The sequence below is a fragment of the Streptomyces sp. URMC 129 genome, assembly GCF_051386415.1.
Lineage (GTDB): Bacteria > Actinomycetota > Actinomycetes > Streptomycetales > Streptomycetaceae > Streptomyces.
In genome coordinates this window covers 1-23,141 of the sequence record NZ_JBPQTQ010000039.1, presented here as the reverse complement: position 1 = coordinate 23,141, position 23,141 = coordinate 1, and the positions used below count along the sequence as shown (strand labels likewise).

At 71.3% G+C, this 23,141-nt stretch carries 26 protein-coding genes; 9 read left to right on the top strand and 17 right to left on the bottom strand.

Annotation, left to right across the window (positions count from 1 at the left end):
- The first annotated feature begins 150 nt into the window (after nt 1-150).
- Entirely contained in the window at nt 151-450 is a 300-nt protein-coding gene (locus ACSNOC_RS10965) for a WXG100 family type VII secretion target (protein ID WP_436747146.1), read from the top strand.
- A gap of 97 nt (nt 451-547) precedes the next feature.
- On the opposite strand, the gene ACSNOC_RS10960 is transcribed toward ACSNOC_RS10965, so the two are convergent.
- The 4 genes from ACSNOC_RS10960 to ACSNOC_RS10945 are packed head-to-tail and all read right to left on the bottom strand — an operon-like array spanning nt 548 to nt 1,933.
- Nucleotides 548-712: a DUF397 domain-containing protein gene (locus ACSNOC_RS10960; protein WP_436747145.1), complete on the bottom strand. Its 165-nt coding sequence runs from the start codon at nt 710-712 to the stop codon at nt 548-550.
- Nucleotides 713-716: 4 nt separating this feature from the next.
- Nucleotides 717-896 carry a DUF397 domain-containing protein gene (locus ACSNOC_RS10955; protein WP_436747144.1) on the bottom strand — a complete coding sequence of 60 codons (180 nt, stop codon included), beginning with the start codon at nt 894-896 and terminating at the stop codon, nt 717-719.
- A gap of 3 nt (nt 897-899) precedes the next feature.
- Nucleotides 900-1,106 (bottom strand): DUF397 domain-containing protein, encoded by a 207-nt coding sequence (locus ACSNOC_RS10950; RefSeq protein WP_436747143.1) that lies wholly within the window; start codon nt 1,104-1,106, stop codon nt 900-902.
- Nucleotides 1,103-1,933 (bottom strand): helix-turn-helix domain-containing protein, encoded by an 831-nt coding sequence (locus ACSNOC_RS10945; protein WP_436747142.1) that lies wholly within the window; start codon nt 1,931-1,933, stop codon nt 1,103-1,105. The genes ACSNOC_RS10950 and ACSNOC_RS10945 overlap by 4 nt, the downstream gene beginning before the upstream one ends.
- Nucleotides 1,934-2,078: 145 nt before the next feature.
- On the opposite strand from ACSNOC_RS10945, the gene ACSNOC_RS10940 reads away from it, so the two are divergent.
- Genes ACSNOC_RS10940 through ACSNOC_RS10930 form a run of 3 tightly spaced genes read left to right on the top strand, consistent with a single transcriptional unit; the run spans nt 2,079 to nt 2,649 of the window.
- Nucleotides 2,079-2,234 carry a hypothetical protein gene (locus tag ACSNOC_RS10940; protein WP_436747141.1) on the top strand — a complete coding sequence of 52 codons (156 nt, stop codon included), beginning with the start codon at nt 2,079-2,081 and terminating at the stop codon, nt 2,232-2,234.
- Nucleotides 2,231-2,422: a hypothetical protein gene (locus tag ACSNOC_RS10935; protein WP_436747140.1), complete on the top strand. Its 192-nt coding sequence runs from the start codon at nt 2,231-2,233 to the stop codon at nt 2,420-2,422. The genes ACSNOC_RS10940 and ACSNOC_RS10935 overlap by 4 nt, the downstream gene beginning before the upstream one ends.
- Nucleotides 2,419-2,649 (top strand): hypothetical protein, encoded by a 231-nt coding sequence (locus tag ACSNOC_RS10930; protein WP_436747139.1) that lies wholly within the window; start codon nt 2,419-2,421, stop codon nt 2,647-2,649. The genes ACSNOC_RS10935 and ACSNOC_RS10930 overlap by 4 nt, the downstream gene beginning before the upstream one ends.
- Nucleotides 2,650-2,675: 26 nt before the next feature.
- Here the strand turns inward: ACSNOC_RS10930 and ACSNOC_RS10925 are convergent, their stop codons facing one another.
- Together ACSNOC_RS10925 and ACSNOC_RS10920 are read right to left on the bottom strand one after the other, a co-directional pair.
- The gene (locus tag ACSNOC_RS10925; RefSeq protein WP_436747138.1) at nt 2,676-3,023 is read right to left on the bottom strand and encodes a hypothetical protein; all 348 of its coding nucleotides are present in this window, start codon (nt 3,021-3,023) and stop codon (nt 2,676-2,678) included.
- 31 nt (nt 3,024-3,054) lie between these two features.
- Entirely contained in the window at nt 3,055-7,512 is a 4,458-nt protein-coding gene (locus ACSNOC_RS10920; RefSeq protein ID WP_436747137.1) for a polymorphic toxin type 30 domain-containing protein, read from the bottom strand.
- A gap of 224 nt (nt 7,513-7,736) precedes the next feature.
- Here ACSNOC_RS10920 and ACSNOC_RS10915 point away from each other — a divergent pair, with 224 nt between their 5' ends.
- The 3 genes from ACSNOC_RS10915 to nhaA all read left to right on the top strand — a co-directional run bounded on the left by ACSNOC_RS10915 (nt 7,737) and on the right by nhaA (nt 11,348).
- Nucleotides 7,737-9,110 (top strand): TrkH family potassium uptake protein, encoded by a 1,374-nt coding sequence (locus ACSNOC_RS10915; protein WP_436747136.1) that lies wholly within the window; start codon nt 7,737-7,739, stop codon nt 9,108-9,110.
- A gap of 24 nt (nt 9,111-9,134) precedes the next feature.
- On the top strand, nt 9,135-9,860 hold the full coding sequence (locus ACSNOC_RS10910) for a potassium channel family protein (protein ID WP_436747135.1): 726 nt from the start codon (nt 9,135-9,137) through the stop codon (nt 9,858-9,860).
- A gap of 177 nt (nt 9,861-10,037) precedes the next feature.
- On the top strand, nt 10,038-11,348 hold the full coding sequence (nhaA, locus tag ACSNOC_RS10905) for a Na+/H+ antiporter NhaA (protein ID WP_436747134.1): 1,311 nt from the start codon (nt 10,038-10,040) through the stop codon (nt 11,346-11,348).
- Here the strand turns inward: nhaA and ACSNOC_RS10900 are convergent.
- The 5 genes from ACSNOC_RS10900 to ACSNOC_RS10880 all read right to left on the bottom strand — a co-directional run bounded on the left by ACSNOC_RS10900 (nt 11,324) and on the right by ACSNOC_RS10880 (nt 16,544).
- Nucleotides 11,324-12,403, bottom strand: a complete 1,080-nt coding sequence (locus ACSNOC_RS10900) for an ABC transporter ATP-binding protein (protein ID WP_436747133.1) — start codon at nt 12,401-12,403, stop codon at nt 11,324-11,326. The genes nhaA and ACSNOC_RS10900 overlap by 25 nt on opposite strands.
- Nucleotides 12,403-13,257, bottom strand: a complete 855-nt coding sequence (locus ACSNOC_RS10895) for a carbohydrate ABC transporter permease (protein WP_436747132.1) — start codon at nt 13,255-13,257, stop codon at nt 12,403-12,405. Before ACSNOC_RS10895 ends, ACSNOC_RS10900 begins: the two co-directional genes overlap by 1 nt.
- Complete coding sequence (locus tag ACSNOC_RS10890; protein WP_436747131.1) at nt 13,254-14,141, bottom strand: carbohydrate ABC transporter permease; 888 nt, start codon at nt 14,139-14,141, stop codon at nt 13,254-13,256. The genes ACSNOC_RS10895 and ACSNOC_RS10890 overlap by 4 nt, the downstream gene beginning before the upstream one ends.
- Nucleotides 14,131-15,495 carry an extracellular solute-binding protein gene (locus ACSNOC_RS10885; RefSeq protein ID WP_436747130.1) on the bottom strand — a complete coding sequence of 455 codons (1,365 nt, stop codon included), beginning with the start codon at nt 15,493-15,495 and terminating at the stop codon, nt 14,131-14,133. Before ACSNOC_RS10885 ends, ACSNOC_RS10890 begins: the two co-directional genes overlap by 11 nt.
- 113 nt (nt 15,496-15,608) lie before the next feature.
- Nucleotides 15,609-16,544, bottom strand: a complete 936-nt coding sequence (locus ACSNOC_RS10880; protein WP_436747129.1) for a tetratricopeptide repeat protein — start codon at nt 16,542-16,544, stop codon at nt 15,609-15,611.
- 161 nt (nt 16,545-16,705) lie between these two features.
- Between ACSNOC_RS10880 and ACSNOC_RS10875 the strand changes: the two genes are divergently transcribed.
- Nucleotides 16,706-17,245, top strand: a complete 540-nt coding sequence (locus ACSNOC_RS10875; protein WP_436747128.1) for a GntR family transcriptional regulator — start codon at nt 16,706-16,708, stop codon at nt 17,243-17,245.
- The gene (locus tag ACSNOC_RS10870; RefSeq protein WP_436747127.1) at nt 17,242-18,057 is read left to right on the top strand and encodes a GntR family transcriptional regulator; all 816 of its coding nucleotides are present in this window, start codon (nt 17,242-17,244) and stop codon (nt 18,055-18,057) included. The genes ACSNOC_RS10875 and ACSNOC_RS10870 overlap by 4 nt, the downstream gene beginning before the upstream one ends.
- Here ACSNOC_RS10870 and ACSNOC_RS10865 read toward each other — a convergent pair.
- The 6 genes from ACSNOC_RS10865 to uppS all read right to left on the bottom strand — a co-directional run bounded on the left by ACSNOC_RS10865 (nt 18,031) and on the right by uppS (nt 22,669).
- On the bottom strand, nt 18,031-18,513 hold the full coding sequence (locus tag ACSNOC_RS10865) for a MarR family winged helix-turn-helix transcriptional regulator (protein WP_436747126.1): 483 nt from the start codon (nt 18,511-18,513) through the stop codon (nt 18,031-18,033). The two genes, ACSNOC_RS10870 and ACSNOC_RS10865, sit on opposite strands and share 27 nt — an antisense overlap.
- Nucleotides 18,514-18,632: 119 nt before the next feature.
- Nucleotides 18,633-19,103: a pyridoxamine 5'-phosphate oxidase family protein gene (locus tag ACSNOC_RS10860; RefSeq protein ID WP_436747125.1), complete on the bottom strand. Its 471-nt coding sequence runs from the start codon at nt 19,101-19,103 to the stop codon at nt 18,633-18,635.
- 114 nt (nt 19,104-19,217) lie between these two features.
- The gene (locus tag ACSNOC_RS10855) at nt 19,218-20,036 is read right to left on the bottom strand and encodes a calcium-binding protein (protein WP_436747124.1); all 819 of its coding nucleotides are present in this window, start codon (nt 20,034-20,036) and stop codon (nt 19,218-19,220) included.
- A 31-nt stretch (nt 20,037-20,067) separates the two neighbouring features.
- Nucleotides 20,068-20,871: a calcium-binding protein gene (locus ACSNOC_RS10850; RefSeq protein WP_436747123.1), complete on the bottom strand. Its 804-nt coding sequence runs from the start codon at nt 20,869-20,871 to the stop codon at nt 20,068-20,070.
- A 113-nt stretch (nt 20,872-20,984) separates the two neighbouring features.
- Nucleotides 20,985-21,869, bottom strand: coding sequence for a phytoene/squalene synthase family protein (locus ACSNOC_RS10845; protein WP_436747122.1), 885 nt, complete (start codon nt 21,867-21,869; stop codon nt 20,985-20,987).
- Nucleotides 21,866-22,669: a polyprenyl diphosphate synthase gene (gene uppS, locus ACSNOC_RS10840; RefSeq protein ID WP_436747121.1), complete on the bottom strand. Its 804-nt coding sequence runs from the start codon at nt 22,667-22,669 to the stop codon at nt 21,866-21,868. The genes ACSNOC_RS10845 and uppS overlap by 4 nt, the downstream gene beginning before the upstream one ends.
- Nucleotides 22,670-23,141 lie beyond the last annotated feature (472 nt).

Genomic DNA, 23,141 nt, shown 5'->3' with positions numbered 1-23,141 from the left:
CCGAGGCAGGCGGGAAGGGGGTATCGCCCTCCCCCGCCACGGCCGTAGTCTGAGTGCGCGTGGCCACTGTGCCGGTTCACGAGGGCCACGCCCACACGGAATCCAGCGGGGGGACCGGCCCTCCGCCCCACATCAGAAGGGGGATTCGTCATGGCCGATATCAATGTGACATATGACGACATGCGGGAGGCGGGCGACCGGCTCATCTCCGAGTACGAGACCATGGATGCGAAGCTCGAAGAGCTTCAGAGCTACATCGATGGTCTGGTGGCGGACGGCTATGTGACCTCGCGGTCGTCGCGTGCCTTCGACGAGTCCTACCGGGAGTTCACCCAGGGTGCCAAGAAGGTGCTCGAGGGTCTCCAGGGCATGGGCCAGTTCCTGAAGACCGCGGCCGACACGATGGAAGAGACCGACACCGGCCTCGAAAGCGCCATCCGCGGCGGCTGACCCCCGCCCGCACAGCGCGGGGCGGTGCCCGGTGGGCACCGCCCCGCGTCTGTTTCCGGCCATGTGCGGATCCGGCAAAGGTTCCGCGCCCTTTGCGTCAGCGCATCAACCCACGCACGAACGCGTCCCACGCCCCCGCCGGGACAGCCAACGCCGGACCGGCAGGATCCTTCGAGTCCCGGACCGCCACAACGGTCCCCGGCCGCCACTCGACGCAATGACCGCCGTCCCCGTTGCTGTAACTGGACTTGACCCACTCCATAGCGTCAGCCCTTGATGTAGTGGACGAACGCGTCCCAGGCGCCGGCCGGGACAGCCAACGCGGGCCCGGCAGGATCCTTCGAGTCCCGGACCGGAACGACACCGGACGCAGCGGCCATGCCAGGTGCCCACTCAAGGCAGAGACCGCCGTCTCCGCTGCTGTAACTCGACTTGACCCACTCCATGTGTCATCCCTTGATGTAGTGGACGAACGTCTCCCAGGCCCCCACTGGGACAGCCAACGCGGGCCCGGCCGAGTCCTTGGAGTCCCGGACCGGAACGACACCGGACGCCACGGCCATCCCCGGCGCCCACTCGACGCAACCGCCGCCGGCCCCGTTGCTGTAACTGGATTTGACCCACTCCGCGCCGGAGAGGTCAGGGGTGTTCCTCATGCGGGCAGTGCCTCCATGACGTTGCGGATGAACGTCGCCGTCTCGCTCGGTGGCAGAGCGTGCGACCTGAGCTGATCGTATGCGCGGATCCGGGCATTGACACCCGCCGGATCCTCCAGCAACGTCCCAGTCGTGATGCTCTCCTCATAGGCGTAGGTCGCACCGTCCTCCAGGCCCATCAGGGTCAGCGTCCCGCCCAGCAGACCGTGCTCCCCATGCCCGAACGGCAGCACCTGCACCAGCGTAGAGGGCGTGTCCACCACATCGAGCAGGGCGGCCAACTGCTCCCGCATCACCTTCGGCCCGCCGATCGGTCGCCGGATCGATGCCTCGTCGAGGACCACCGAGTAGTCCAGTGGCGAGCCGGGCCGCAGCAGTTGCTGTCGGCTGAGCCGGGCCTCGACCTTCTGCTTGATCTCGTCCTCGGTCGCCTTCGGCATGCTGACCCGGAACAACGCGGCGGCATAGGCCCTGGTCTGCAACAAGCCGGGCACGATCAGCCCCGCGTACTCCCGGATCACATGGGAGAGGGCCTCCAGCTCCATCCGCCGCCGGAACTGCTCCGGATGGATCTCTTTACGTACCAGTCGATACAGCCGGGAAAAGTGCCCGTCCGTCCCGAAGACCCGGTCGAAGTGCTCCGACAGTCCCGGCGGGGGCATCGACTCGGCCGTCTCGATCCGGGCCAACTGGCTCTTGCTGCACGGAACCTCACTGGCGAGCCTGGCGAGGGACATCTCGGCCTTTATGCGGAGGCGCCGCAGGTCGGCACCGTAGAAGTGCCGTACGGACCGATCCGGAGTCAGTTCGTTGGGCTCGAACGTCATTTCGTCCTCCCTGTCCCTCTCACCACCTGGGACGGCGCCCCTCTGTCAAGGGGGGTTCCCGCCACGCAACGCTAGAGACACGACAAGTAGTTGAGCAACCCCGGAGGGCGACGCGATGACACCGTACGAAGAAGCGTTCGAGGCTATGCGGCGGCTCAAAGCCGCGCTGCGGGAGCGGAACATCGTGCTCCCGGCGCTCGACGTGGATCTCTACGGCCGCCCGCTGGTCGAACTGGGCCGCTGCACGGTGGAAACGGCCCGCAAGCTGACGGCCGCGCTGAGCGAGGAGACCGCCGAGTGAGCACGCCCACCCGCCCCGCCTGGGAACAGGCCGTGGTGATCGTGGCCCACCAGGACCTCGCCGCCGTCGAGGCCGTCTCGCTCCCCCTGGCGACGCCGGACGAACTGACCTTCTACGTCTGCGTCCTGAAGCGAAGCCTGTGCAACGTCCTCCAGCTCATCGCCGACATGGAAGGCCACGACCGATGAACCAGCAGGCCGGCGTGATGTCCCCGGTCGAGATCGACGCCACCACGGCACGCCGTGGCGACCAGCTCATGATCGGCGGCCATGTCTTCACCATCGAGGACATGACCGCACTCCCGACCGGCGGCAAGCGCCTGACGTTCACGACGGGCGAGTGGTTCACCCTCCACCCCACCACCACTCTCTGGGCCACCCGCCGCATCTCCCCCCGCCTCCGCCGCCGGTCATGATCGACGGCGTGCCCTGTGGATCGGGCTCAGGTGTCCGCCCCGACTCCGAAGGTGGTCCTCAGGTAATCGAGGTATTCGATTTCCGAGCCCTGGAGGGACCTCACATCCAGTTCTGTCAGCGGTGACAGGGCCTCCGCGGTGATGGACGCGCTCTCACCGAGTTCCGTCAGTGCGTGCAACTGGCTCTCCCGGCATGTGGGGTCCGCCTCCACCGTGGCGGCAGCCGCCACCACGCTCGCCACAACGGCCGCTTCCGTCGGGCTGAACGCACTGACCCAGTCGGTCACGGTCCCGCAGGCTGCGTCTCTTGTCTCCGGCACGGAGGCAGTGAGCCCGCGCAGCAGGTCGATCAGGTGGCGGTTGCCGATGGCCACAGCTACTCCTTCGGATGCCCCATGGCTCTTTTCAGAGGCCAGGGAATGCGGATGGCCAGGGAATGTGTGTGTCGTTGGCGGCGGATGGATTGTAGTTCGGGCTCGCCGGGTTGTGCACACCACTGGGGTAGAGATTCCCGACCTCGTCCTGGTACCTCTGCCCGAACTGGATGCGGTAGGTCTCACCCGTGGCGGAGTTCGACCCGGCAGGGGCCGTTCCATCCGGGCCGTGGGCCCGAAGACGTACGGTCCTCCCTTGAGAGTCCACCCACTTGAATTCCAGGCCGTATTGAGACCCGCCGTTGGGGTGCGGAGTCAGTTCGCGGATCTGTGCGTTGTCGGGCACCACTTCCATGGGGTCCCTCCCCCTCATGTCCCAAGGCCCGGGTCCCGCAGGCGAATCGACTCCGGGGTGGGCGGCGAGACCGAGCGGATCGGCCCAGGTGTGCGGATTGGATACGTAGCTGTACTGATTGGGAGCGGGATCGAGGCCGAGAGGATCGGGAGTGGTGTATCGAGCGATATGCGGGTCGTAGTGCCGGTGAACGTTGTAGTGCCAGCCGGTTTCCGGGTCGATGTACTGCCCCGGGAAGCGGAGAGGTGTATCGGCCGTACCGTCCGAGTTCGCCGTCCCGCTGCCCCAGACGGTCGTCGCGTTGGACCGGCTCCAAACGATGTCCCCGTCCTCATCGACGAGTTCTGTCGGGGCCCCGACAAGGTCGGTGACGATGGCGTAGAAACGCCGGTCGTACTCGCTCTGGGAGGCCCGCTCGACCTGCGTCAGGGGACGCAGGCCGCTGTAGTCCCAGGTGAGGGTCAGCGAAGGTTGTTCGCCGGCACTGACGACGGTGGCCTGTTCGATCAGCGTCGTGCCCGACCAGGTGAAGACCACCTGCTCAACGACGGATCCCCTGTCGTCCAGACGTGCCTTCGCGATGCGACGACCGAGCGGGTCGTACTGATAGGTCCAGTGGGTGCCGTCAGGGGTGGTCACCTGGGTGAGACGGTCCTCTGCGTCCCATCGGTAACGCCACGTGTCCGGTTTCTTCGAGAGGCGGGATTTCTGCCGGAGGACCGTACGACCCGCTCGGTCGAACTCGTACCGCATTCGGCCGGCACGCGTGATGCGCGTGCCTTCACAGAAGCGCTCCCCCACCGCATCCGAATCTTCCGCTCCCACCCAGAAGGCCGAAGTCTGATTCCCGGCGGCGTCGTATGCGTAGGTCTCAGTCCATTCCGGCCCACTGACCCCGATGATGCGGCCGACCGGGTCGATATCGAAGGAGGTCGTCACACTGTCTTGATCGCGGACAGCGGTCAGGTGATGGTCAGCACGGTAGGTGTAGCTCCGACTCCGGAGGTTGCGGACACCGTGCGCCAAGTGCTGGCCAGCGGGGCGCCCTGCCGCATCCCAGGCGTGTGTGATGACGACATCCGTGCCGATCCGGCGGCGGATCTCCCGCCCGATCGCATCATGTTCAAAGGTGAGGGTGTGGCCGCCGGTGACCAGGGCAGTCGCGTATCCCGCGTCGTCATAGGTCCAGGTGCTCGTGTGCCCGCTGGGAGTCGTGCGGGTCAGGGGACGGCCAAGCACGTTGTAGGTGGTGCGTACTGTCCGTCCGTTGACAGTCTCTGCCACGACGCGTCCCACGCGGTCGCGGTCGATGACCACCTCCGCTTCAGGGCTTGACGCACCGAGGAGCCGACCCGCCAGGTCGTACGTGTACTGGGTGCTCTGGTCGGCTGTGCGCTTCTCTGAGATGTTCCCGAGAACGTCACGGATGTAAGTGACCTTCTGGCCCAGGGCATTGGTGCGGGAGAGGAGTCGCCCTGCCGCATCGAGTTCGTACGTGAGGGAACGACCATCGAAGTCGGTCTCCGAGATCAGACGCCCAGCGGCGTCATATTCGTAGGTCCAAGCCGCCTCTTGGGCATTCAGGACCTCGGTCACCCGCAGCTCGGTATCCCGACGGAACTCGTACCGGGCACCATCGGCCTCGATGCGCACCGTGGGGAGGTCGAAGGCACCGTACTCGAAGTGAGTGACGGAACCGGTCTCGTCAGTGTGCGCGAGGAGATTGCCTTCAGGATCCCAGAACCAGGTCTGCACTCCGCCCAGAGCATCCGTATGCCGCAACGGCCGCCCCTCGACGGTTCGCTCCATGTGCCTGACTGCGCCGAGAGGGTCTGTCACCCGAACGACCCGACCGAAGGGATCGCGGCCCACGACGGTCCTCTCGCCCGTCACGTCGGTAATGGCGACCGGCAGACCGGCCGCGTCGCTCTCGATCAACGTGACGCGGCCCAGCGGATCGGTGATCGACACGAGGCCGCCGTGCTCGTCGTAGCTGTAGCGTGTCCGGTTCCCCGCGGGGTCCATGAGGACGGTGCGATTCCCAGCCCCGTCATACGTCTGTCGCCACACGGATCCATCCGGCTGGATCACCTCAGTGGGCAGGCCCAGTTCGTTGTACTCGGTCCGGATCTGGTGGCCGTCGGGCCGGACGACGACGGTGGGGTTGCCGTGCCCGTCGTACTCGTACCGGGTCGTGCGGCCGAGGGGGTCGGTGATGGTCAGGGCGCGGTCGTAGCGGTCCCAGGCGCGGTGGGTCGTGTTGCCGAGGGGGTCCGTCTCGGCGATGAGCTGGTAGCTGTCGTTGAACTGGTAGACCGTGGCGTGGCCGAGGGAGTTGACCGCTGTCGTGCGGTTGTTCTCGGTGTCGTAGGCGTAGCGGTATTCCAGGACGCGGTCGGTGCCGGTGGTGTACACGCAGCGGCCTTCGGCGTCGTAGTCGTAGGAGTACCAGTAGCCGTTGCGGTCCTCCCACCGGGCCAGGCGGAAGTGGTCGTCGTAGAAGAACTTCAGCGGCAGGCCGGAGGAGTTGTACACCTCGGAGAGCAGGCCGGCGTCGTCGTAGCCATAGCGCAGCAGGACCGGCTCGGCGGGGTCGTTGAGCAGGCGCAGGGCGGTGACGCGGCCGCCCGTCGTGGTGATGCCGACGTGGTAGCCGCCGTCGTGGATCGCGTCGGTGGGGGCGCCGGTCTCGTCGTACTGGAAGCGGATCCGGTTGGTGTTGCGGTCGGTGATCGCGGTCAGGGCGAGTTCGCTGCCGGGGCGGCCGGGGACGGCGGAGAAGTGGAGGGTGCGGCCGGTGTGGCGTTGGTGGACGGTCAGCGGGGAGCCGGGCTGCCCGTCCCAGGACAGGCCCCAGCGGGGGCCTTCCACCGGCATGACCTGCTCGCCGGGGATCGGGCGGGGATAGAGCAGCGTCATCCCGTCGGCGGTGAACAGCCGGGCGCCGTACTCGTCCAGCAGGAGGCGCTGGTCCAGCGTCGAGGCCCACGAGGTGCCGAACCAGCGGCCGTACCGGTAGGTCGAGATGTGGTGGCGTTCCAGGATCAGCGGCAGGACGCCGGGCAGTTCGACGTCGGTGGCGGACATCACCAGCTCGCCGGTCGCCATGTCCACCGGGTCACCGCACAGGTTGCGGCCGTCCATCTCGGTCGCCTGGCGGCGCGTCTGGCGGCCGAGCCGCAACGCGCCCTGCCGCAGGCCGCGCATGCCGGTGGTGGCCAGGGAGCGCATGCCCCGGGCCAGGCCGCCGAGGGTGGTCAGGCCCTTCATGCCCGGGATGCAGTCCAGCGCGGCGAAGGCGACATCGAGCAGTGTCGCCTGTCCTCTGGCGTACTTGACCAGGGTGTCCGCGAGCACGACCAGGGCGGCGGCCAGCACCACCCACGCGAGCGGCCCGCCGATGATCATGACGACGACGCCCAGGACGGCGACGATGACCTTGCAGACCTCCACGATGGTGTCCCAGTTGTCCCGGACCCACTTGAACGCCTTCTCCCACCACTTCCGGTTCTGGATCCCCGCGTCCGAGGCGTCGTCGATCCCGGAGGCGCACTCCCGCGCCGCCTCCTCCCGCATCTCCCGGGCCTGCTCGGCCAGTTCACGGGCGGCGGACAGACGCTGCTCCGCATCATCCACCCGCGACCGCGCCGCGCCCGCCGCCGCGTCGGCCGCCTGCCGGTCCCGGACCGCCTGCCGCACCTCCTCCTCATCGGGAGGCTCCGGCGCGTCCCCCTCACGCTCCAGCCGCTCCGCCTCGTCCCCCGCCCGCGACACCCAGTCCTCGGCATCGGACAACGACGCCTGCGCCGAAGACAGATCGGCCTGCGCCGCGACCGCCCGCTCCAGCGCCCGGTCCGCCATCCCCTGCGCGTTCTGGAGCCTGGGCCAGTACCGCGCCAGCGCGTCCGCCGCCATGTCGTACGACGTCTGCAACTTGGCCAGGTTCTCCGGCACCCCGTCGAACTCCGCACGGAACGCGTCCGCCGACAACCCCGACCAGTCCAACACCGCCCGGTCCGACGCCATCCCCCGGATCTTCCCCAGCGCCTCCCCCACGTCATCCGCGAACGTCTGCAACTCCTCCGCCAGTTCGCGGACCTCGTCAGGACTGCCGGGCGTCGGGTCGGAGTCCATCCCGACAGGACTCCAGTCAGACGGACGCGTCATCGTTATCCCCCCGCTAAAAGAACTACGATCCGCAAATCGTAGGGACTCAGCGTGACGCCGTCCATGTGTGCCGGACCACCGCAGACGCCCGCGCGACCCGGCCGGTCTCCGAACCGGCAGGGGCACGTCAGGTGCGCGTTAGGGTGTCTCACCGACCACACCGACCACACGACCCAGCAGAACGGAACGACGTGGCGACGCCCCTCCTCAGACCCCTGCGCCGATGGGTCATGGACACCCACCCGGCCCGCATGGTGGCCCTCGCCTTCGGCGTCACCGTCGTCATCGGCACCACCCTGCTCGCCCTGCCCGTCGCCACGCAGGACGGCACCACGCCGCCGCTGCTGACGGCGCTGTTCACGGCGACCTCGGCGGCGTGCGTGACCGGGCTGGCGGTGGTCGACACCAGCGGCTACTGGAGCGGCTTCGGCGAGGGCGTGATCCTGGTGCTGATTCAGGCCGGCGGCTTCGGGATCATGACACTGGCGTCGCTGCTGGCACTGCTGATAGCGGGGAAGCTGCGGCTGCGGATGACACTGCACGCGCAGGCCGAGACCAAGATCGGCATCGGGGACGTCCGCCAGGTGCTGCTGCGGGTCGGGACCATCACCGTGGTCGTGGAGTCGGTGACGGCGCTGATCCTCACGCTCCGCTTCCACTTCGGGCACGGGGATCCGTTCGGCCAGTCCGTCTACCACGGGATCTTCCACTCGGTCGCGGCGTTCAACAACGCGGGCTTCGGGCTGCGCGCGGACAACCTGGTGCACTACGCCGAGGATCCGTGGGTGCTGATGCCGGTGGCGTTCGCCGTGATCACGGGCGGGCTCGGGTTCCCGGTGATCATCGAGCTCCTGCGGCACCGCGCGCGGCGCCGGGCCACCGGGCGGCGCAACTGGTCCCTGCACCTGAAGCTCACCGTGCTGATGACGGCGGTGCTGCTGGTCGCGGGCACGCTCCTCACGCTGGGCCTGGAGTGGGGCAACCGGGGCACGCTGGGGCCGCTGGCGGTGGACGACAAGGTGGTCGGGGCGTTCTTCCACTCCACGGTGAGCCGCACCGCCGGGTTCAACGCGACCGACATCGCGGCCATGGAACCGGCGACGCTCCTGGGGACCTCGGTGCTGATGTTCATCGGCGGCGGCAGCGCGGGCACGGCCGGCGGCATCAAGGTCACCACGTTCGCGGTGCTGGGCGCGGCGATCATCGCGGAGGTGCGCGGCGAGCCCACCTCCGGCGCCTTCCGGCGCAAGCTCGCCCCGCACGTGCTGCGGCAGGCGCTGACGATCGCGCTGCTCGGCGTGGGCGTGGTGATCGTCTCGACGCTGGCCCTGCTGACGCTGGTGGACGCGTCGACCGACGCGGTGCTGTTCGAGGCGGTGTCGGCATTCGGCACGGTGGGACTGACCGCCGGGCTGACGCCGACCCTGCCCGGCGGCGCGCAACTGATCGTCATCGCCCTGATGTTCATCGGGCGTGTCGGGCCCATCACCATGGTCTCGGCCCTCGCCCTGCGGGAACGGAAGCGGCGCTACCAGCATCCGGAAGAACGTCCGATCATCGGTTAGGCACACCACACAGTCGGGACGACCATGAGCAACTACCTCCACTCCATCCGGCGCCGCCGCGACAAGCGGCTCGCCCAGACCTACGCCCAGCGCGACAGCGGCGACCAGCGGATCGCCGTCATCGGCCTGGGCCGCTTCGGCAGCTCGCTGGCCGTGGAGCTGATGCGCCGGGGCTGGGAGGTGCTGGGCGTGGACGAGGACGAGCGGATCGTGCAGCAGCACGCCGACGCCCTCACCCACGCGGCGGTCGCCGACTGCACGGACAACGAGGTGGTGCGGCAGCTCGGCGTGCACGAGTTCCCCAGCGCGGTCGTCGCCATCGGCACGGACATCGAGGCGAGCATCCTCGTCACCTCGAACCTGCTGGAGGACGGCGTGCCGAACATCTGGGCCAAGGCGATCAGCCGCCAGCACGGCAAGATCCTGGAACGGCTCGGCGCCCACCACGTCGTCCTGCCCGAGCACGAGATGGGCGAGCGCGTGGCCCACCTGGTCACCGGCCGGATGCTGGACTTCATCGAGTTCGACGACGACTACGCCCTCGCCAAGACCGTCGCACCGGACGTCGCGACCGGCGTCCCGCTCGGCGTCAGCGCGGTCCGGACCAAACACGGCGTGACCGTCGTCGGCATCAAGCGGCCGGGCCAGGACTTCACCCACGCGACGGCCGAGACGGTCGTCGAGCCGGGTGACGTGATCATCATCACGGGGCGGACGCAGGCGGTGGAGGCGTTCACCGACCTGGTGTGACGGCTACCGGAGGGTTACCAGGGGTGACCGGCGCCACGGTGAGGGATCGGGCCATACGGGGTACGGTGTAAAGGCGGCGTCAAGATCTCGTCCCTGATGCCGAAGGTGCGCCGGGAAGTCTGGTCGGCAACGGAACGTGACCACGTTCCGCCCGTTCCCGACGAAAGGCCGCCCCTCATGACGCCGCCGAACCGGTCCCGCCAGCCGCTGCCGCCGCTCCGCAGCGCACAGGACCCTCAGGCCGTGGCGGCCCGCGACCGCCGCTCGGTCGCCGAGTTCCTGGGGCTGGAGACCACCGGCGGCATGCTGCTGCTGGTCGCGGCGACCCTCGCGCTCCTGCTCGCCAACTCCCCGCTCGGCGACGCATACGTCGACCTGCGCGACCACCACCTCGACATCCCGGCGCTCGGCCTGGAGCTGTCCGTCGGCCACTGGGCGTCGGACGGGCTGCTGGCCGTCTTCTTCTTCATCGCGGGCATCGAGCTGAAGCGGGAGCTGGTCGTCGGGGAGCTGCGCCGCCCGGCCGCCGCCGTGCTGCCGGTCGTCGCGGCCATCGGCGGCATGGTCACGCCCGCCCTGGTCTACGTGGCGGTCGCGGGCGCCGGGGGCGGCGATCTGAACGGCTGGGCGGTGCCGATGGCCACCGACATCGCCTTCGCGCTCGGCGTGCTGGCCGTCGTCGGCCGGCACCTGCCCTCGGCGCTGCGCACGTTCCTGCTCACCCTCGCCATCGTGGACGACCTGATCGCGATCGTCGTCATCGCCGTCTTCTACACCTCCGGCCTCGACCCGTGGGCGCTGCTCGGTGCCCTCGCCGGGTTCGCGGTCTTCTGGCTGCTGCACCGGCGAGGCGTGCGCGGCTGGTACGTCTACGTCCCGCTGGCGCTGGCGACCTGGGTCCTGATGTACAACAGCGGCGTGCACGCGACCGTCGCGGGCGTGGTGCTGGGCATGCTGCTGCGGACCAGGGCGGGGCCGCTGGAGAAGGAGTCCCCGGCCGAGCGGGTGGAGAACGTCGTGCACCCGTTCTCCGCCGGGATCGCGGTGCCGGTGTTCGCCCTGTTCGCGGCGGGGGTCGAGGTCTCGGGGGACACCTTCGGCGCGATGGTCCGCGAGCCGGAGGCGCTGGGCGTGACGCTGGGGCTGGTCGCCGGGAAGGTGATCGGTGTTTTCGGCGCCACCTGGCTGACCGCCCGGTTCACCCGGGCCCGGCTGAGCCCGTCCCTGACCTGGCCGGACGTGGCGGGGGGCGCGATGCTGGCGGGGATCGGCTTCACGGTGTCGCTGCTGATCGCGGAGCTGGCGTTCGCGGAGGCGCCGCACCTGTCGGAGCACGTCAAGGTCGCCGTGCTGCTGGGCTCGGTGCTCTCGGCGCTGCTGGCGAGCCTGATGCTGGGGCTGCGCGGGCGGCAGTACCGGCGGGCGGCGGAGGCGGCGGCGCTGGCGTCGGCGGCCGAAGACGTTCAGAGCAGCTCCCCGTCGCGGTAGAGCAGCACCCGGTCCGGGCGGGGCACGGCGCGGGCGGCGGTGCCGGGCGGCGTGGGCACGTCCTCGGGGACCACGACCTGGACCGCGCCGGCCGGGCCCTGGAGGGTGACGAGCTGGGCGCTGCCCAGGTTCTCCACGACCGTGACCTCGCCGGGCAGGCCGCCCTCCGGGGCCGCCGGGTCCGTTCGGCCCGGCACGTACGTCAGGTACTCCGGCCGCACCCCGTAGACCACCTTCTCGCCCGGGGCCGGGGGCGCCCCGGGATTCCCGGCGGGCAGCGGGACGCCGCCGACGCCGACCCGCCCGTCGGGCAGGACCACGCCGTCCAGCAGGTTCATCGGGGTGGAGCCGATGAAGGAGGCGACGAACGTGTTGGCCGGGCGGCGGAACACCTCGGCCGGGGTGCCGATCTGCCGCACCCGCCCGTCCTCCAGCACCGCGACGCGGTCCGCGAGCGCCAGTGCCTCCGCCTGGTCGTGGGTGACGAAGACGGTGGTGACCCGCAGTTCGCGCTGGAGCCGCTTGAGGAACGTCCGGGCCGACAGGCGCATCCGGGCGTCGAGGTTGGACAGCGGCTCGTCGAGGAGGAACGCGCGCGGGTGGCAGGCCATCGCGCGGGCCAGCGCCACCCGTTGCTGCTGCCCGCCGGACAACTGGGCGGGGCGGCGGTCGAGATGGCCGCCGAGGCCGAGGGCCGCGGCCGTCTCCGCCGCCCTGGCCCGCCGCTCGGCGCCCGGCACCTTCCGCACCCGCAGCGGGTAGGCGATGTTCTCGCTCACCGACATGTGCGGGAAGAGGGCGTAGTCCTGGAAGACCATGGCCACTTCGCGGCGTCCGGGCGGCAGCGCGGTGACGTCCTCGCCGCCGATGCGGACGGTGCCCGCCGTGGGCTCCTCCAGACCGGCGACCGTGCGCAGCAGCGTGGTCTTGCCGCAGCCGGAGGGGCCGAGCAGGGCGAAGAACTCCCCGTCCGCGATGGACAGTCCGACCCCGTCGAGGGCGCGGACGCCGCCGGGGTGGACCTTGGTCAGACCGGCCAGTTCGATCGTCGCCATCAGTGCTTGATCCCTCCGTGGAACCGGAACCCGTACCGGGACGAGACGAAGAGGAACATCGCGACCACCGGCAGGGAGTAGAGCAGGGAGAAGGTGGAGATCAGGGCCAGGTCCGGCTGCCCGCCCTCGGTGTAGAAGGTGTACATCACCACGGCGGCCGGGGACTTCTCGGGCGAGCGCAGCAGCAGGAAGGGGATCAGGAAGTTTCCCCAGACCTGGGCGACGGACCACACGGCGACGGTGGCCAGGCCGGGCCGGATCAGGGGGGCGACGACGTGCGCCAGGATCTGGAGCGGACCGGCGCCGAAGACGCGGGCGGACTCCTCGTACGAGCGAGGGGTGCCGTCGGTGAAGTCCTTGAGGATGAAGACGGCGGAGGGCAGCAGCCCGCCGGACAGCACGAGGATGACGCCGAGTTGGGAGTCGATGAGGCGCAGCTCGTGGGCGAGGTTGAACAGCGGGACCATGGCGGCGGTGCCGGTGACGATGGAGGACAGCAGCAGCAGCGCGTACAGCAGGCCGTCGCGGCCGGGCAGCCGGACGCGGCTGAGGGCGTAGGCGGCGAAGGCGGCCAGGGTCACCGTCAGGGCGCCGGTGCCGGTGGCCAGCAGCAGCGAATTACGCAGCGAGCGCAGGGCGTTGTCGTTGCCGAGGAGGTCGCGGAAGCTGTCGAGGGTGAACGCGGGCAGCGACGCGGAGATGCCGGGATCCCGGTCGAACGGCGCGGACGCCAGCCACAGCAGCGGCAGCGCGAAGAACGCCAGCAACAGGCAGACCACGGTGTAGCGCCCGACGACGCGGGCCGCCGCGCGGGCCGCCTGCGCCGCGTTGCCCGCGTTGGCCGCGGGGCTCATCGCGCCGCCTCCGTGTCCCGGCGCCGCAGCAGCCGCACGTAGGCCAGCGCGATGACGAGGTTCACCAGCAGCATCAGCACCGACAGGGCGGCGCCGTAGCCGAGTTCGCCGCCGAACAGGGCCGTGTTGTAGATGAAGACGGGCACCAGCTCGGTCGCGTCGCCGGGGCCGCCGCCGGTCAGCAGGAACGGGGTGAAGTCGTTGAACGTCCACAGGCTGATCAGCAGCAGGTTCGTCAGGACGTGGCCCCGGATCGCGGGCAGCACGACGTCGCGGAGCTGCCGCCACCCGGAGGCCCCGGCCAGCCGGGCGGTCTCCAGCCGGGAGGGCGGCACGGTGCCCAGCGCGGCGGCGTAGAGCATCATCGAGAAGGCGGTGCCGCGCCAGATGTTGAACACGACAACCGACGCCATGGGGTGTTCCACCAGCCAGGCCGTGCCGTCCGTGCCCAGCAGCGCGTTGAGCGTGCCGTCGTCGCGGTCGAGGAGCGCGATCCACAGGAACGCGACGACCGAGCCGGGCAGGATCCACGCCACCAGCACCAGCGTCTCGACCAGGCGGCGCAGCGCGCCGCGCCGCTCGCGCAGCAGCCAGGCGATGGCGAAGCCGAGGACGGCCTGCCCGAGGACCGCCGACCCGACGACGAACTGGAGGGTGAGGCCGAGGGAGTGGCCGAAGCCATCCTCGTCCACGGCCCGTTCGAAGTTGTCCAGCCCGGTGAACTCCGGGTCGGCGGCGGCCAGTCCGGTGAGCCGGTAATCGGTGGCGCCCAGGTACAGCGTCCACAGGGCGGGGAAGACGAGGAACGCCGCGATGAGCAGCAGCGCGGGGGCGACGAACGCGGCGGCCCGCGCCCGTCCCAGGCCCGCCGCGTCAGCCGGCACCGCCGGTGACCTCCTCCAGTCCGTCCGCGAAACCGGCGGCGGCGTCGGCCGGTTCGCCGTCCCCGGAGGCCACCGCGCCCGTGGCCTCCTGGAGCAGCACGGAGACCGCCGGGTACTCGGCCAGCGGGGGCCGGAAGGTGGTCAGCGGCAGCACCTCGTCCGCGATGAACGACAGCATCGGATCCCCGGCCAGGACCTGGTCGTTGACGTCGGAGCGGGCGGTGACGCGGGCACTGCCCTCGACGGCGGCCGTGACGGCCTCCGCCGAGTTCATGAACGTCAGCAGCTCGTAGGCGAGTTCGGGATGGTCGCTCGCGGCGTTCAGCGCCCGGACGCTGCCGCCCGAGGTGCTGACGAAGTCCTGGCCGCGCACGCCCGCGCCCGGTTCGGCGGCCGGGATCAGGGCCCAGCCGACGGCCTCGTCGCGGTCCTCACGGGGCGCGGTACCGCCGTCGGGGTTGATGACGCTCCGCCAGAAGTAGTCGCTCTCCAGCAGGATGCCGATCTCCCCGGCGGCGAACCGCTCGAACGACTTGTCGCGGCCCTGCGCCTCCTGCTGGAGCACGGGATCACCGAGCCCGCCGCCGTACACGTCCTCGTAGAAGCCGAGGACCCGCTCCAGCCCGGGGCTCGCGCCGGTCCAGCCGGTCCCGTCGTGGATCTCCTCGCCGGTGCCGGCCAGCAGCGGCAGCACGCCCTGCATGGTGGTCGCCTCGCCCATCGCCGTCCCGGCGTTGATCTGGAGGGGCGTGACGCCGTCCAGCCGGGCCAGCGCCCCGGCGGCGTCGAGGATGTCGGCCCAGCTCTCCGGCTGCCAGTCGTCGGCCGGCAGTCCGGCCTCGGCGAACAACTCCCGGTCGTAGAACAGGACCCGGCCGTCCGTCCCCCACGGGATGCCGTACACCTCGCCCTCGTACGCGGCCAGTCCCCGCACGGCCTCGGGGATCTGCCGCCAGCCGTCCCAGTCGTCCCGGGGCAGCGGCTCGATGTACCCGGCCTGGGCGAACTCCCCGATCCAGATGCCGTCCAGGGTCAGGACGTCGGGGCCGGATCCGGCCTGGAGGTCGAGCGCGAGTCGCGTCTTGAACTGCTCGTCGTCCACGCCGCTGGACTCGAAGGAGACGTCGACCGCCACGCCCCGCGCGCGCTGCTCCTCCTCGAAGGCGGGGATGACCCACTCCTCGATCCACTCGGCTTCCTCGGTGTTCTTGCCGCCGCTGACCGCGTTGGCGGAGATGGTCAGCTCCACCGTGCCGTCGCCGTCGCCGCCCGATCCGCCCCCGCACGCCGCGAGGACCAGCCCCGCGCACAGGATCCCCGCCGGTAAGGCGACACGTCCGCTCAGCTTCCGCATCAGCCATCTCCTCGCCGAGATGTCGAGACGTCGATGCGGGAGATGTACCCGACGAACGGACGGCCGTAAAGACACCTCGGCGGACGCACGGGCGCGCGCTCCCCCGCCGGGGCTCAGGAACCGGGCCGCAGCATCCGGGCGTAGCTCCCCAAGGACCGCTGGTAGCGCGGCAGATGCGCCGCGAGCGCGCCCAGCGCCACCGCGACGGCCTCGCGCTCCCGCCCGGCGTCCACCAGGGCCAGGGAGAGGAACGCCCGCACCACGTCGTCGAGTTCGTCGGAGCCGGCGGCCAGCTCGCCGGTCAGCAGCTCGACGCTCTCCGCCGCCCGTCCGGCGTCCCGCAGCGTGCCGGCCAGCGCGATCACCGCGCGCCGCCGCCGTTCGCCGGACAGGCCCCGGTCGAGAGCCCGCCGGAACAGCGGCTCGGCGAGGGCGGGTCGGCCGGTGGCCTCCAGCGCGGCGGCCCGCTCGAAGAGCCCGACGGCGCTGTCCGGCGGCAGTTCGGCGGCCAGCTTCTCGATCACCGCCACGAGCCCGTCCGCGCCGTGCCGGTCGGCGGACGCCCACGCGTCGGCCAGCCGCCGCTCCCACTCCGATCCGTCCACCGGTCCGTCCACCGGCCCAGCCTCGCACACCCCCGCCGCGCCGGCGGCGGAGCCGACCTTGAACGCGAGCCACACCGTCTTGCCGACGGCGTGCTCCGTGTAGCCGTACGCGTCGGCCAGCTCGGCTATGAGCGCCAGCCCGCGCCCGCCGTCACCGTCCGGCCCGAAGGCCCGGGGCTCGGGACGGCCGCCGCCGGTGTCGCGCACCGCGATGCGTAACCAGTCGGCGTCCGCGTCCAGCCGCACGCTGAACTCCCCGCCCGTGGGCGCTCCGTGCAGCAGCGCGTTGGTCGCCAGCTCGGACACACACAGCCTGGCGTCGTCGCGCCGGTCGCTCAGCCCCCACTCGGCGAGCGTGGCGGACGTGAACTCCCGCGCGGCGCGAACGGACGTGAGGTCCTGTGGGAACGCACGTCGCCGTGATCGGGACCGTGACAGGGACACGGTGCATCACCGCCTTGCCAATGGGCGTTTACCCGCGTAGAAACCGTACCGCTCTTCGCGAAAGGCAACAAGGGCGGGCGGCGTAGTTGATACGAAGAGCGGGTCGCCTACGGTGTATGACGCAAGGACGCACCAGCGCACGGGACATGCGGGAGGACGCCGTGAGCAGCAGCGATTGGGTCAGCACCTCCGCGCCGTATCTGACTCCCCGGCAGGGGGGCCGCGACGCGTGGAGCGAGGAGACGGCGGCGCGCGGGCGGCGCGGCCGGCAGAGCATCCTCCACGCCGGGGAGGTCCCGGCGCCGGCGGACGTCGCCGGGCTGCTCGGCGCCGCCGCGGGGCAACCGGTGGTCGTGCGCCGCCGGATCATGTATCTGGACGACTGGCCCTGCGAGTTGACGGACACGTACTATCCGGCGCACATCGCCGCCGGCACCCGGCTGGCCGGAACGGCGAAGATCCCCGGCGGCGCCGTGACGCTGCTCGCCCAGCTCGGCCACGTGGGCGCGCTGGTGCGCGAGGACGTGACGGCCGGGATGCCGAGCGACGAGGAGCGCCGCCTGCTGCGCACCGGCCCCGGCGAGCCGGCGTTACGGCTGACGCGGCTCACGCTGGACGGTGGGGGACGCCCGATCCAGGTCGACAAGATGACCATGCCCGCGGGGCGCCAGCGGCTTCGCTACGAACACCGGATGGGATGACCTTGCCCAGGACCACTCCACGCATCGAGGCGGACGCGGCCGACCCGCGCTCGCTGCACGAGCGCATCGCCGCCGACCTGCGCGACGAGATCATGAGCGGGGACCTGGCGCCCGGTGCGAAACTCCCGTCCACGGCCCAGCTCACCAGCCGCTTCGGCGCCTCGAACGCCACCGTGCAGAAGGCGCTGGCCCTGCTGAAGGAGGAACGCCTGGTCGTCGGCCGCCCCGGCGCGGGCGTCACCGTCCGCGAGCACCGGCAGCGGACCATGCGCCCCGCCGCCTACATGGCCCCGGCGGCGGCCGGGGAGCCGTACCGGTGGCTCGCCGAGGCCGAGCGGCGCGGCCTGCGGGCGCGCGGCGAACTGCTGGCGGTGGACGAGACCGTGCCGCCCGCCGACGCGGCGGCGGCGCTGCGGCTCGGGCCGGGCGAGCGGGCGCTGCTGCGCAGCCAGGTGCTGCTGCTGGACGACGAGCCGGTCGAACTGGTCAAGTCCTACTACCCACTGGAGATCGTGCGGGGCACCGCGCTGATGGAGCACCGGCGGATCAGGGGCGGCACGCCGACGCTCCTGGCCGAGCTGGGCTACCCGCCCCGGCTGAGCGTGGACCGGGTCTCCGCCCGCATCCCGACGCAGGAGCAGTACGCGCTGCTGCGGCTGCCCGGCGACCTGCCGGTGCTGCGGACGCTGCGCGTGGTCTACAGCGACGGCGACGTCCCGATCGAGGCGTCGATCCTGGCGAAGGCGGGCCATCTGTACGAGCTGCGCTACGACTTCGGCCCGTCGTCACCGTGCGCTGAAGACGTCCCGTAGCGCGTCGGTGGCCGTCCGCAGCACGTGCGGCGGCAGGTCCGCGAACACCCTCTCGTGCGCGGCCGAGTTCGCCAGGACGGCGGCCTCGGCCAGCCGCCTGCCCTCGGCGGTGAGGCGGATGAGGGTGCCGCGCCCGTCGGCCGGGTCGTCCTCGCGCCGGACGAGGCCGCGCGCGGTGAGGCGGTTGACGATGTTGCTCGTGCCGCCGGTGGAGAGCAGGAGCGCGCTGCTCAGCTCGGTGGGCCGCAGCCGGTAGGGGGCGCCGACCCGGCGCAGGGTCACCAGCACGTCGAACTCGCCGGTGGTGAGCCCGAATTCCGGCAGCACGCCCCGGGTGGCGGCGGACAGCTCGTTGGCCAGCGCTATCACGCGCTTGATCAGCTCGGCGGCCGGACCCAGCACGTCCGGCAACTCGGCCCGCCAGGCCGCGATCAGCTCGTCCACCGGATCTTTCACGTTCAACAGGGTAGGCCACGCACCGATGACCTAACGGGAAGGCTTTCCCTGATTTCCGTTCCCCGTCATGGAACTTGTCGCTCATGACGCACTCCCCGGCGGCGCCGTACGGGCGTGGCTCAGCGGCGCCGCACGGTTCGTACCGGCTGTCCCGGGCGCCAGAGCTGGATCACCAGTTCGTCGCCCTCGACGGTGGTGCGGACCACCTCCGCCACGTCGGCCCGGAAGAGGTGGAACGGCTCCGGCGGCTCGGCGTCCGCCGCGTACCGTGCCACCGCCTCCGGCTCGGTGACCTCCACCGCCCGGCCCGAGACCCGCACGTCGCCGCCGTCCATGCCGGTCCCCGGCCCCGGGTTGGCGTGCAGCGCGAACCGTGGATCGCGCCGCAGATCCCGGGCCTTCCACGATCCGTGCATCATGCCCAGCCACATCTCCCCGGACCGGAAGTCCACTTCGAGCCCGCTGACCCGGGGTGCCCCACCGGTCCGCAGCGTGGCGAGCACATGATGCCGGTACGCCCCGAACCGCTCCCGCACCACCGTCGCGAAGTCCCGCTCCGCCGCCTCGAAATCCGCCCACGTCGTCGTCATGGGCCCATGCGACCACGGAAACCCGACACCTTCCGTCAGGTTTGGCGCGGCGCCGCGCGACACCGGGACCGGGGCGCGGTGAGTCACCCGCCCCGGCCCCTCCCGCGGCGACGGTCAGCCGGCGTTCAGCGTGTCCGTGCCCGGGCCGCCGGAGAGCGTGTCGGTGCCCCCGCCGCCCCACAGGGCGTCGTCGCCGCTGTTGCCGTAGAGGACGTCGGGATCGGGGCCGCCGTGGAGTTCGTCGTTCCCCGTGCCGCCGCGGATCTCGTCCCGGCCGCTGTTGCCCCAGACGTAGTCCCGGGCCCCCTCCGCGAGGATCAGGTCGTTGCCCGCGCCGCCGTAGACCGTGTCGGCCCCGGCGCCGCCGCGGATCGTGTCGTCGCCGGTGTCGCCGAAGGCGTAGTCGCCCGTCACCAGGGACAGGGTGTCGTTGCCGGACCCGCCGTGCATCTCGTAAGCGCCGCTGAGCGTGTCGCTCCCCTCGTCGCCCCAGAGGAGCAGGTACGGGCTGCCGCCGGTCCCCAGCGTGTCGGCCCCGGGGCCGCCGCGCACGTCGCCGTTGCTGGTCGCCCGGATGTCCGCCCGGTCGTTCCCGAGGCCGAGCGCGATGTCCAGTCCGGGGCCGGAGGAGGAGGACACGGTGACCTCGCAGGCCGCCACGGTCGGATCCCGCTCGTCGGGGCGGAAGCAGGCCACGCCCGGCGCGATCGGCACCACATCGTCGAAGACGACGACATGTGCCGCCTCGTCCACCGTGACGACCAGGTCGTTGGTCCCGTCACCCCCGGTGTAGGTGAACTCGTACGGGAACTCCGCGTCGTTGCCGGAGACCGTCGCCCCCGTCGCCGCCGCCCCCGCCGGGGTGGTGGCGAGTCCGAGGGCTCCGGCCGCCACAAGGACCGCGGTACTCAGGAAAGTGCTCGTCTTCCGCATGATTCCCCCCAGGAATCGGTGAGTCGGCGGATCAGTCCTGGTGGATCCGGTCGGTCCCCGGGCCGCCGGAGAGCGTGTCGGTGCCCGCGCCGCCGTAGAGCACGTCGTTGCCGCTGTTGCCGTAGAGGACGTCCGGATCGAGGCCGCCGGAGAGCGTGTCGTCGCCCGTGCCACCGCTGAGGGTGTCCCGGCCGCCGTTCCCGTAGACCTTGTCGGCCCCGCCACCCGCGTAGACCACGTCGTGGCGCGGGCCCCCCGTGATGTCGTCGGGACCGGGGCCGCCGTGGACGGTGTCGCTGCCGTCCTCGCCACGGGCCTTGCCGCCGGTGGCCGACGTGATGACGAGGGTGTCGTCACCGGTGCCGCCGAGCATGGTGCCGCCGTGGCTGATCCGGTCGTTGCCCGCGTCGCCGTACATGGTCTGGTAACTCACGCCCGTGAGCGTGTCGTTGCCGGAGCCGCCGCGCACCTCCCCCAGCGTCGGCTCCTCGATCCGGAACCGGTCGTCCCCGTCGCCCAGGTCGACGGAGACCCAGGAGGTGTCCGGGGTCTTGCTGATCACGCACCGCACGACGTACGGGTCCTGGGCGTCGGGATGCTCGCAGCCCTCCCCGGCCACGATCGGGACGCGGTCCTCGACGGTGTAGTGCCACCCGTCCGTGGTGGTGAACGTGACGTCGTTCCGCTGCCCGTCCCCGGCCACGTACACGATGCCGTTCGCCAGGTCCTCCGAGGACACCGTCGCCCGCGTGGCCGCCTGCGCCGGGGCGGCGAACCACCCCTGCCCGCCGGCCGCGAGGGCGGCGACGCCTAACGCGATGACGCGCTTTCGCATGAAATCCCCCCATCTCTTCCCGCATGGTCGATGAACACCTGTTTGACTTCCCGGCCGGACGGATGGTTGTACGGCCGGCCGGGCCGGAACGGCGGTGGGGCCGGGGGAGTTGGTCAGGAGCGCGCCGACGCCGGCCAGACCGGGGTGAAGCCCCGGCGGCCGGCCGCCAGCACGTCGTAGTCGTGGCGGGCGATCGCCCGCAGGATCTCCTCGTAGTACGTGATGCCCATCGTCCACACCACCTGGATCCGGAACGGCAGCGCGGGCAGGGCCGCGCGGGCCTGGGTCCACAGGGCGTGGGCGCGCTCCGTCTCGAAGCGGATCAGGGCCCGCACGGGCCGCGTCGCGCGCGGGCGGCACAGGTCGGCGGGGGCGACGCCGAAGCGGGTCAGGTCCTCGCCCGGCAGGTAGACGCGACCGAGGCGGCGGGCGTCGTCGCCGGTGTCGCGGATGATGTTGGTCAGTTGCTGGGCCCGGGCCAGCGTCACGCAGTGGTCCCGCAGCCGTTCGGCGGGGAGGTCGAGGACGCGCAGCAGCCAGTCGGTGAACGGGACGGCCACGTCCACGACATACCGGTCGAGGTCGGCGTGGGTGGCGTAGCCGGTCGCGGTGAGGTCCGTGCGCAGCGCCGTCAGCCAGTCCAGATACGCGGCGGGGTCGATGCCGCAGGTCCGCATCGTGTGCAGCCAGGCCCGTGCCACCGGGTCGGCCGCGCCGCCACGGGCGACGGCGTCGCGCACCAGCGCCGTCCAGGCGTCGAGGTCGGCGCGGCGGACGGCGACCGGGCCGTCGGTGTCCAGCAGGTCGTCGGGGCGGACGACGGCCTGGACCCACGCCCACAGGTGCGGGCGGCGGGCGGCGGGCACCAGGCCGGCGCCGAGGCCGAACAGGTCGCCCTCCCGGGACAGCGTCATCCGCCGGCAGTACTCGTACGCCGCGTCCAGGGCCGGGTCGTCGACGCCGGCCCGGATCAACGACCAGCAGATGTCGGGGATCACGCGGACGCACCGGGCAGCCGGCCCCGGGTCCTGGTGCGGGCCGCGTAGGTCTCGATGGCCCGCCACAGGTCGCGGCGGTCGACATCCGGCCAGAGCGCGTCGAGGAAGACCAGCTCGGCGTAACTGGCCTGCCACGGGAAGAAGTTGGAGGTCCGATGCTCCCCCGCGGTTCTGATCATCAGGTCCACGTCGGGCAGTTCGGGGACGCTGAGGTAGCGGGCGAAGCACCGCTCGTCGATGTCGTCGGCCGCCACCCGCCCGTGGTAGACGTCCTGGGCCAGCGCGGTGGCGGCGTCGGTGATCTCCGCCCGGCCGCCGTAGTCCAGGCACACGGTCAGGGTGAGCACCGCGTTGTTCCGCGTCCGGTCCTCCAGCCGCCGCAGGGCGTCGGCGACATGGCCGGGAACGCGGGACCGCCGCCCCGCCCACCGCACGCGGACGCCCAGGTCCGCCAGCTCGAGCTGGCGCGAGACGGGCAGTACGCGGCGGGCGAGGGTCACGAAGAGGTGCCTGACCTCGTCGCGCGGCCGGCCCCAGTTCTCCGTCGAGAAGGCGTAGAGCGACAGATGGGTCACGCCCGCCTCGATCGCGCCGTGGACCATGTCCCACCCCGACCGCGCCCCGGCCTCGTGTCCCCGGGCACGGGGCAGGCCGCGGCTGGTCGCCCAGCGGCCGTTGCCGTCCATGATGATCGCGACGTGCCGGGGCAGCCGGTCGGCGGGCACCCGCGGGGGACGGCCGCCGGAGGGGTGCGGGTCGGGGCGGCGCACGGGGGCGGCGCGGGATGAGGTGGCGTCCACGGAAAAGGCTCCTTTCTGACCGCCTACCCCTCCAGGCTCACCGGAATATGCCAGAGCGCATCAGGGCGCGAATCGTGGCACGCGAGGCCGACGGCGGCACCCGCCGGGCGCGCGCCGGGCGGCGCGCCTCGCCGTCACGCGCCGACCGCCGAAGAATGCGCCGCCGAAAACCGGACACGCTCCGGATGAGGAAGAAACAAGGAGGGAATCCGGGGAAAAGGGAAAGACTCGGACGCGGACTCCCGCACTTCCGGCACCTCACGACCGGCTCCCTTCACCCCGGACCTACGCGGCATCCACCTTTCCCCATATCCGGCGCCATCCACCCACACAGTCCGCACACATGAGGATGGCCGAAATCTTACGGGAATTGGCGGTCATTCAGGGAATCACCACGGCAGGCCACGCGTTATGCTCTGGCCAGGGGCTGGGGGGCCGCTTCGCCACCGGAATCGCGGTGGGAGGCGGGGGA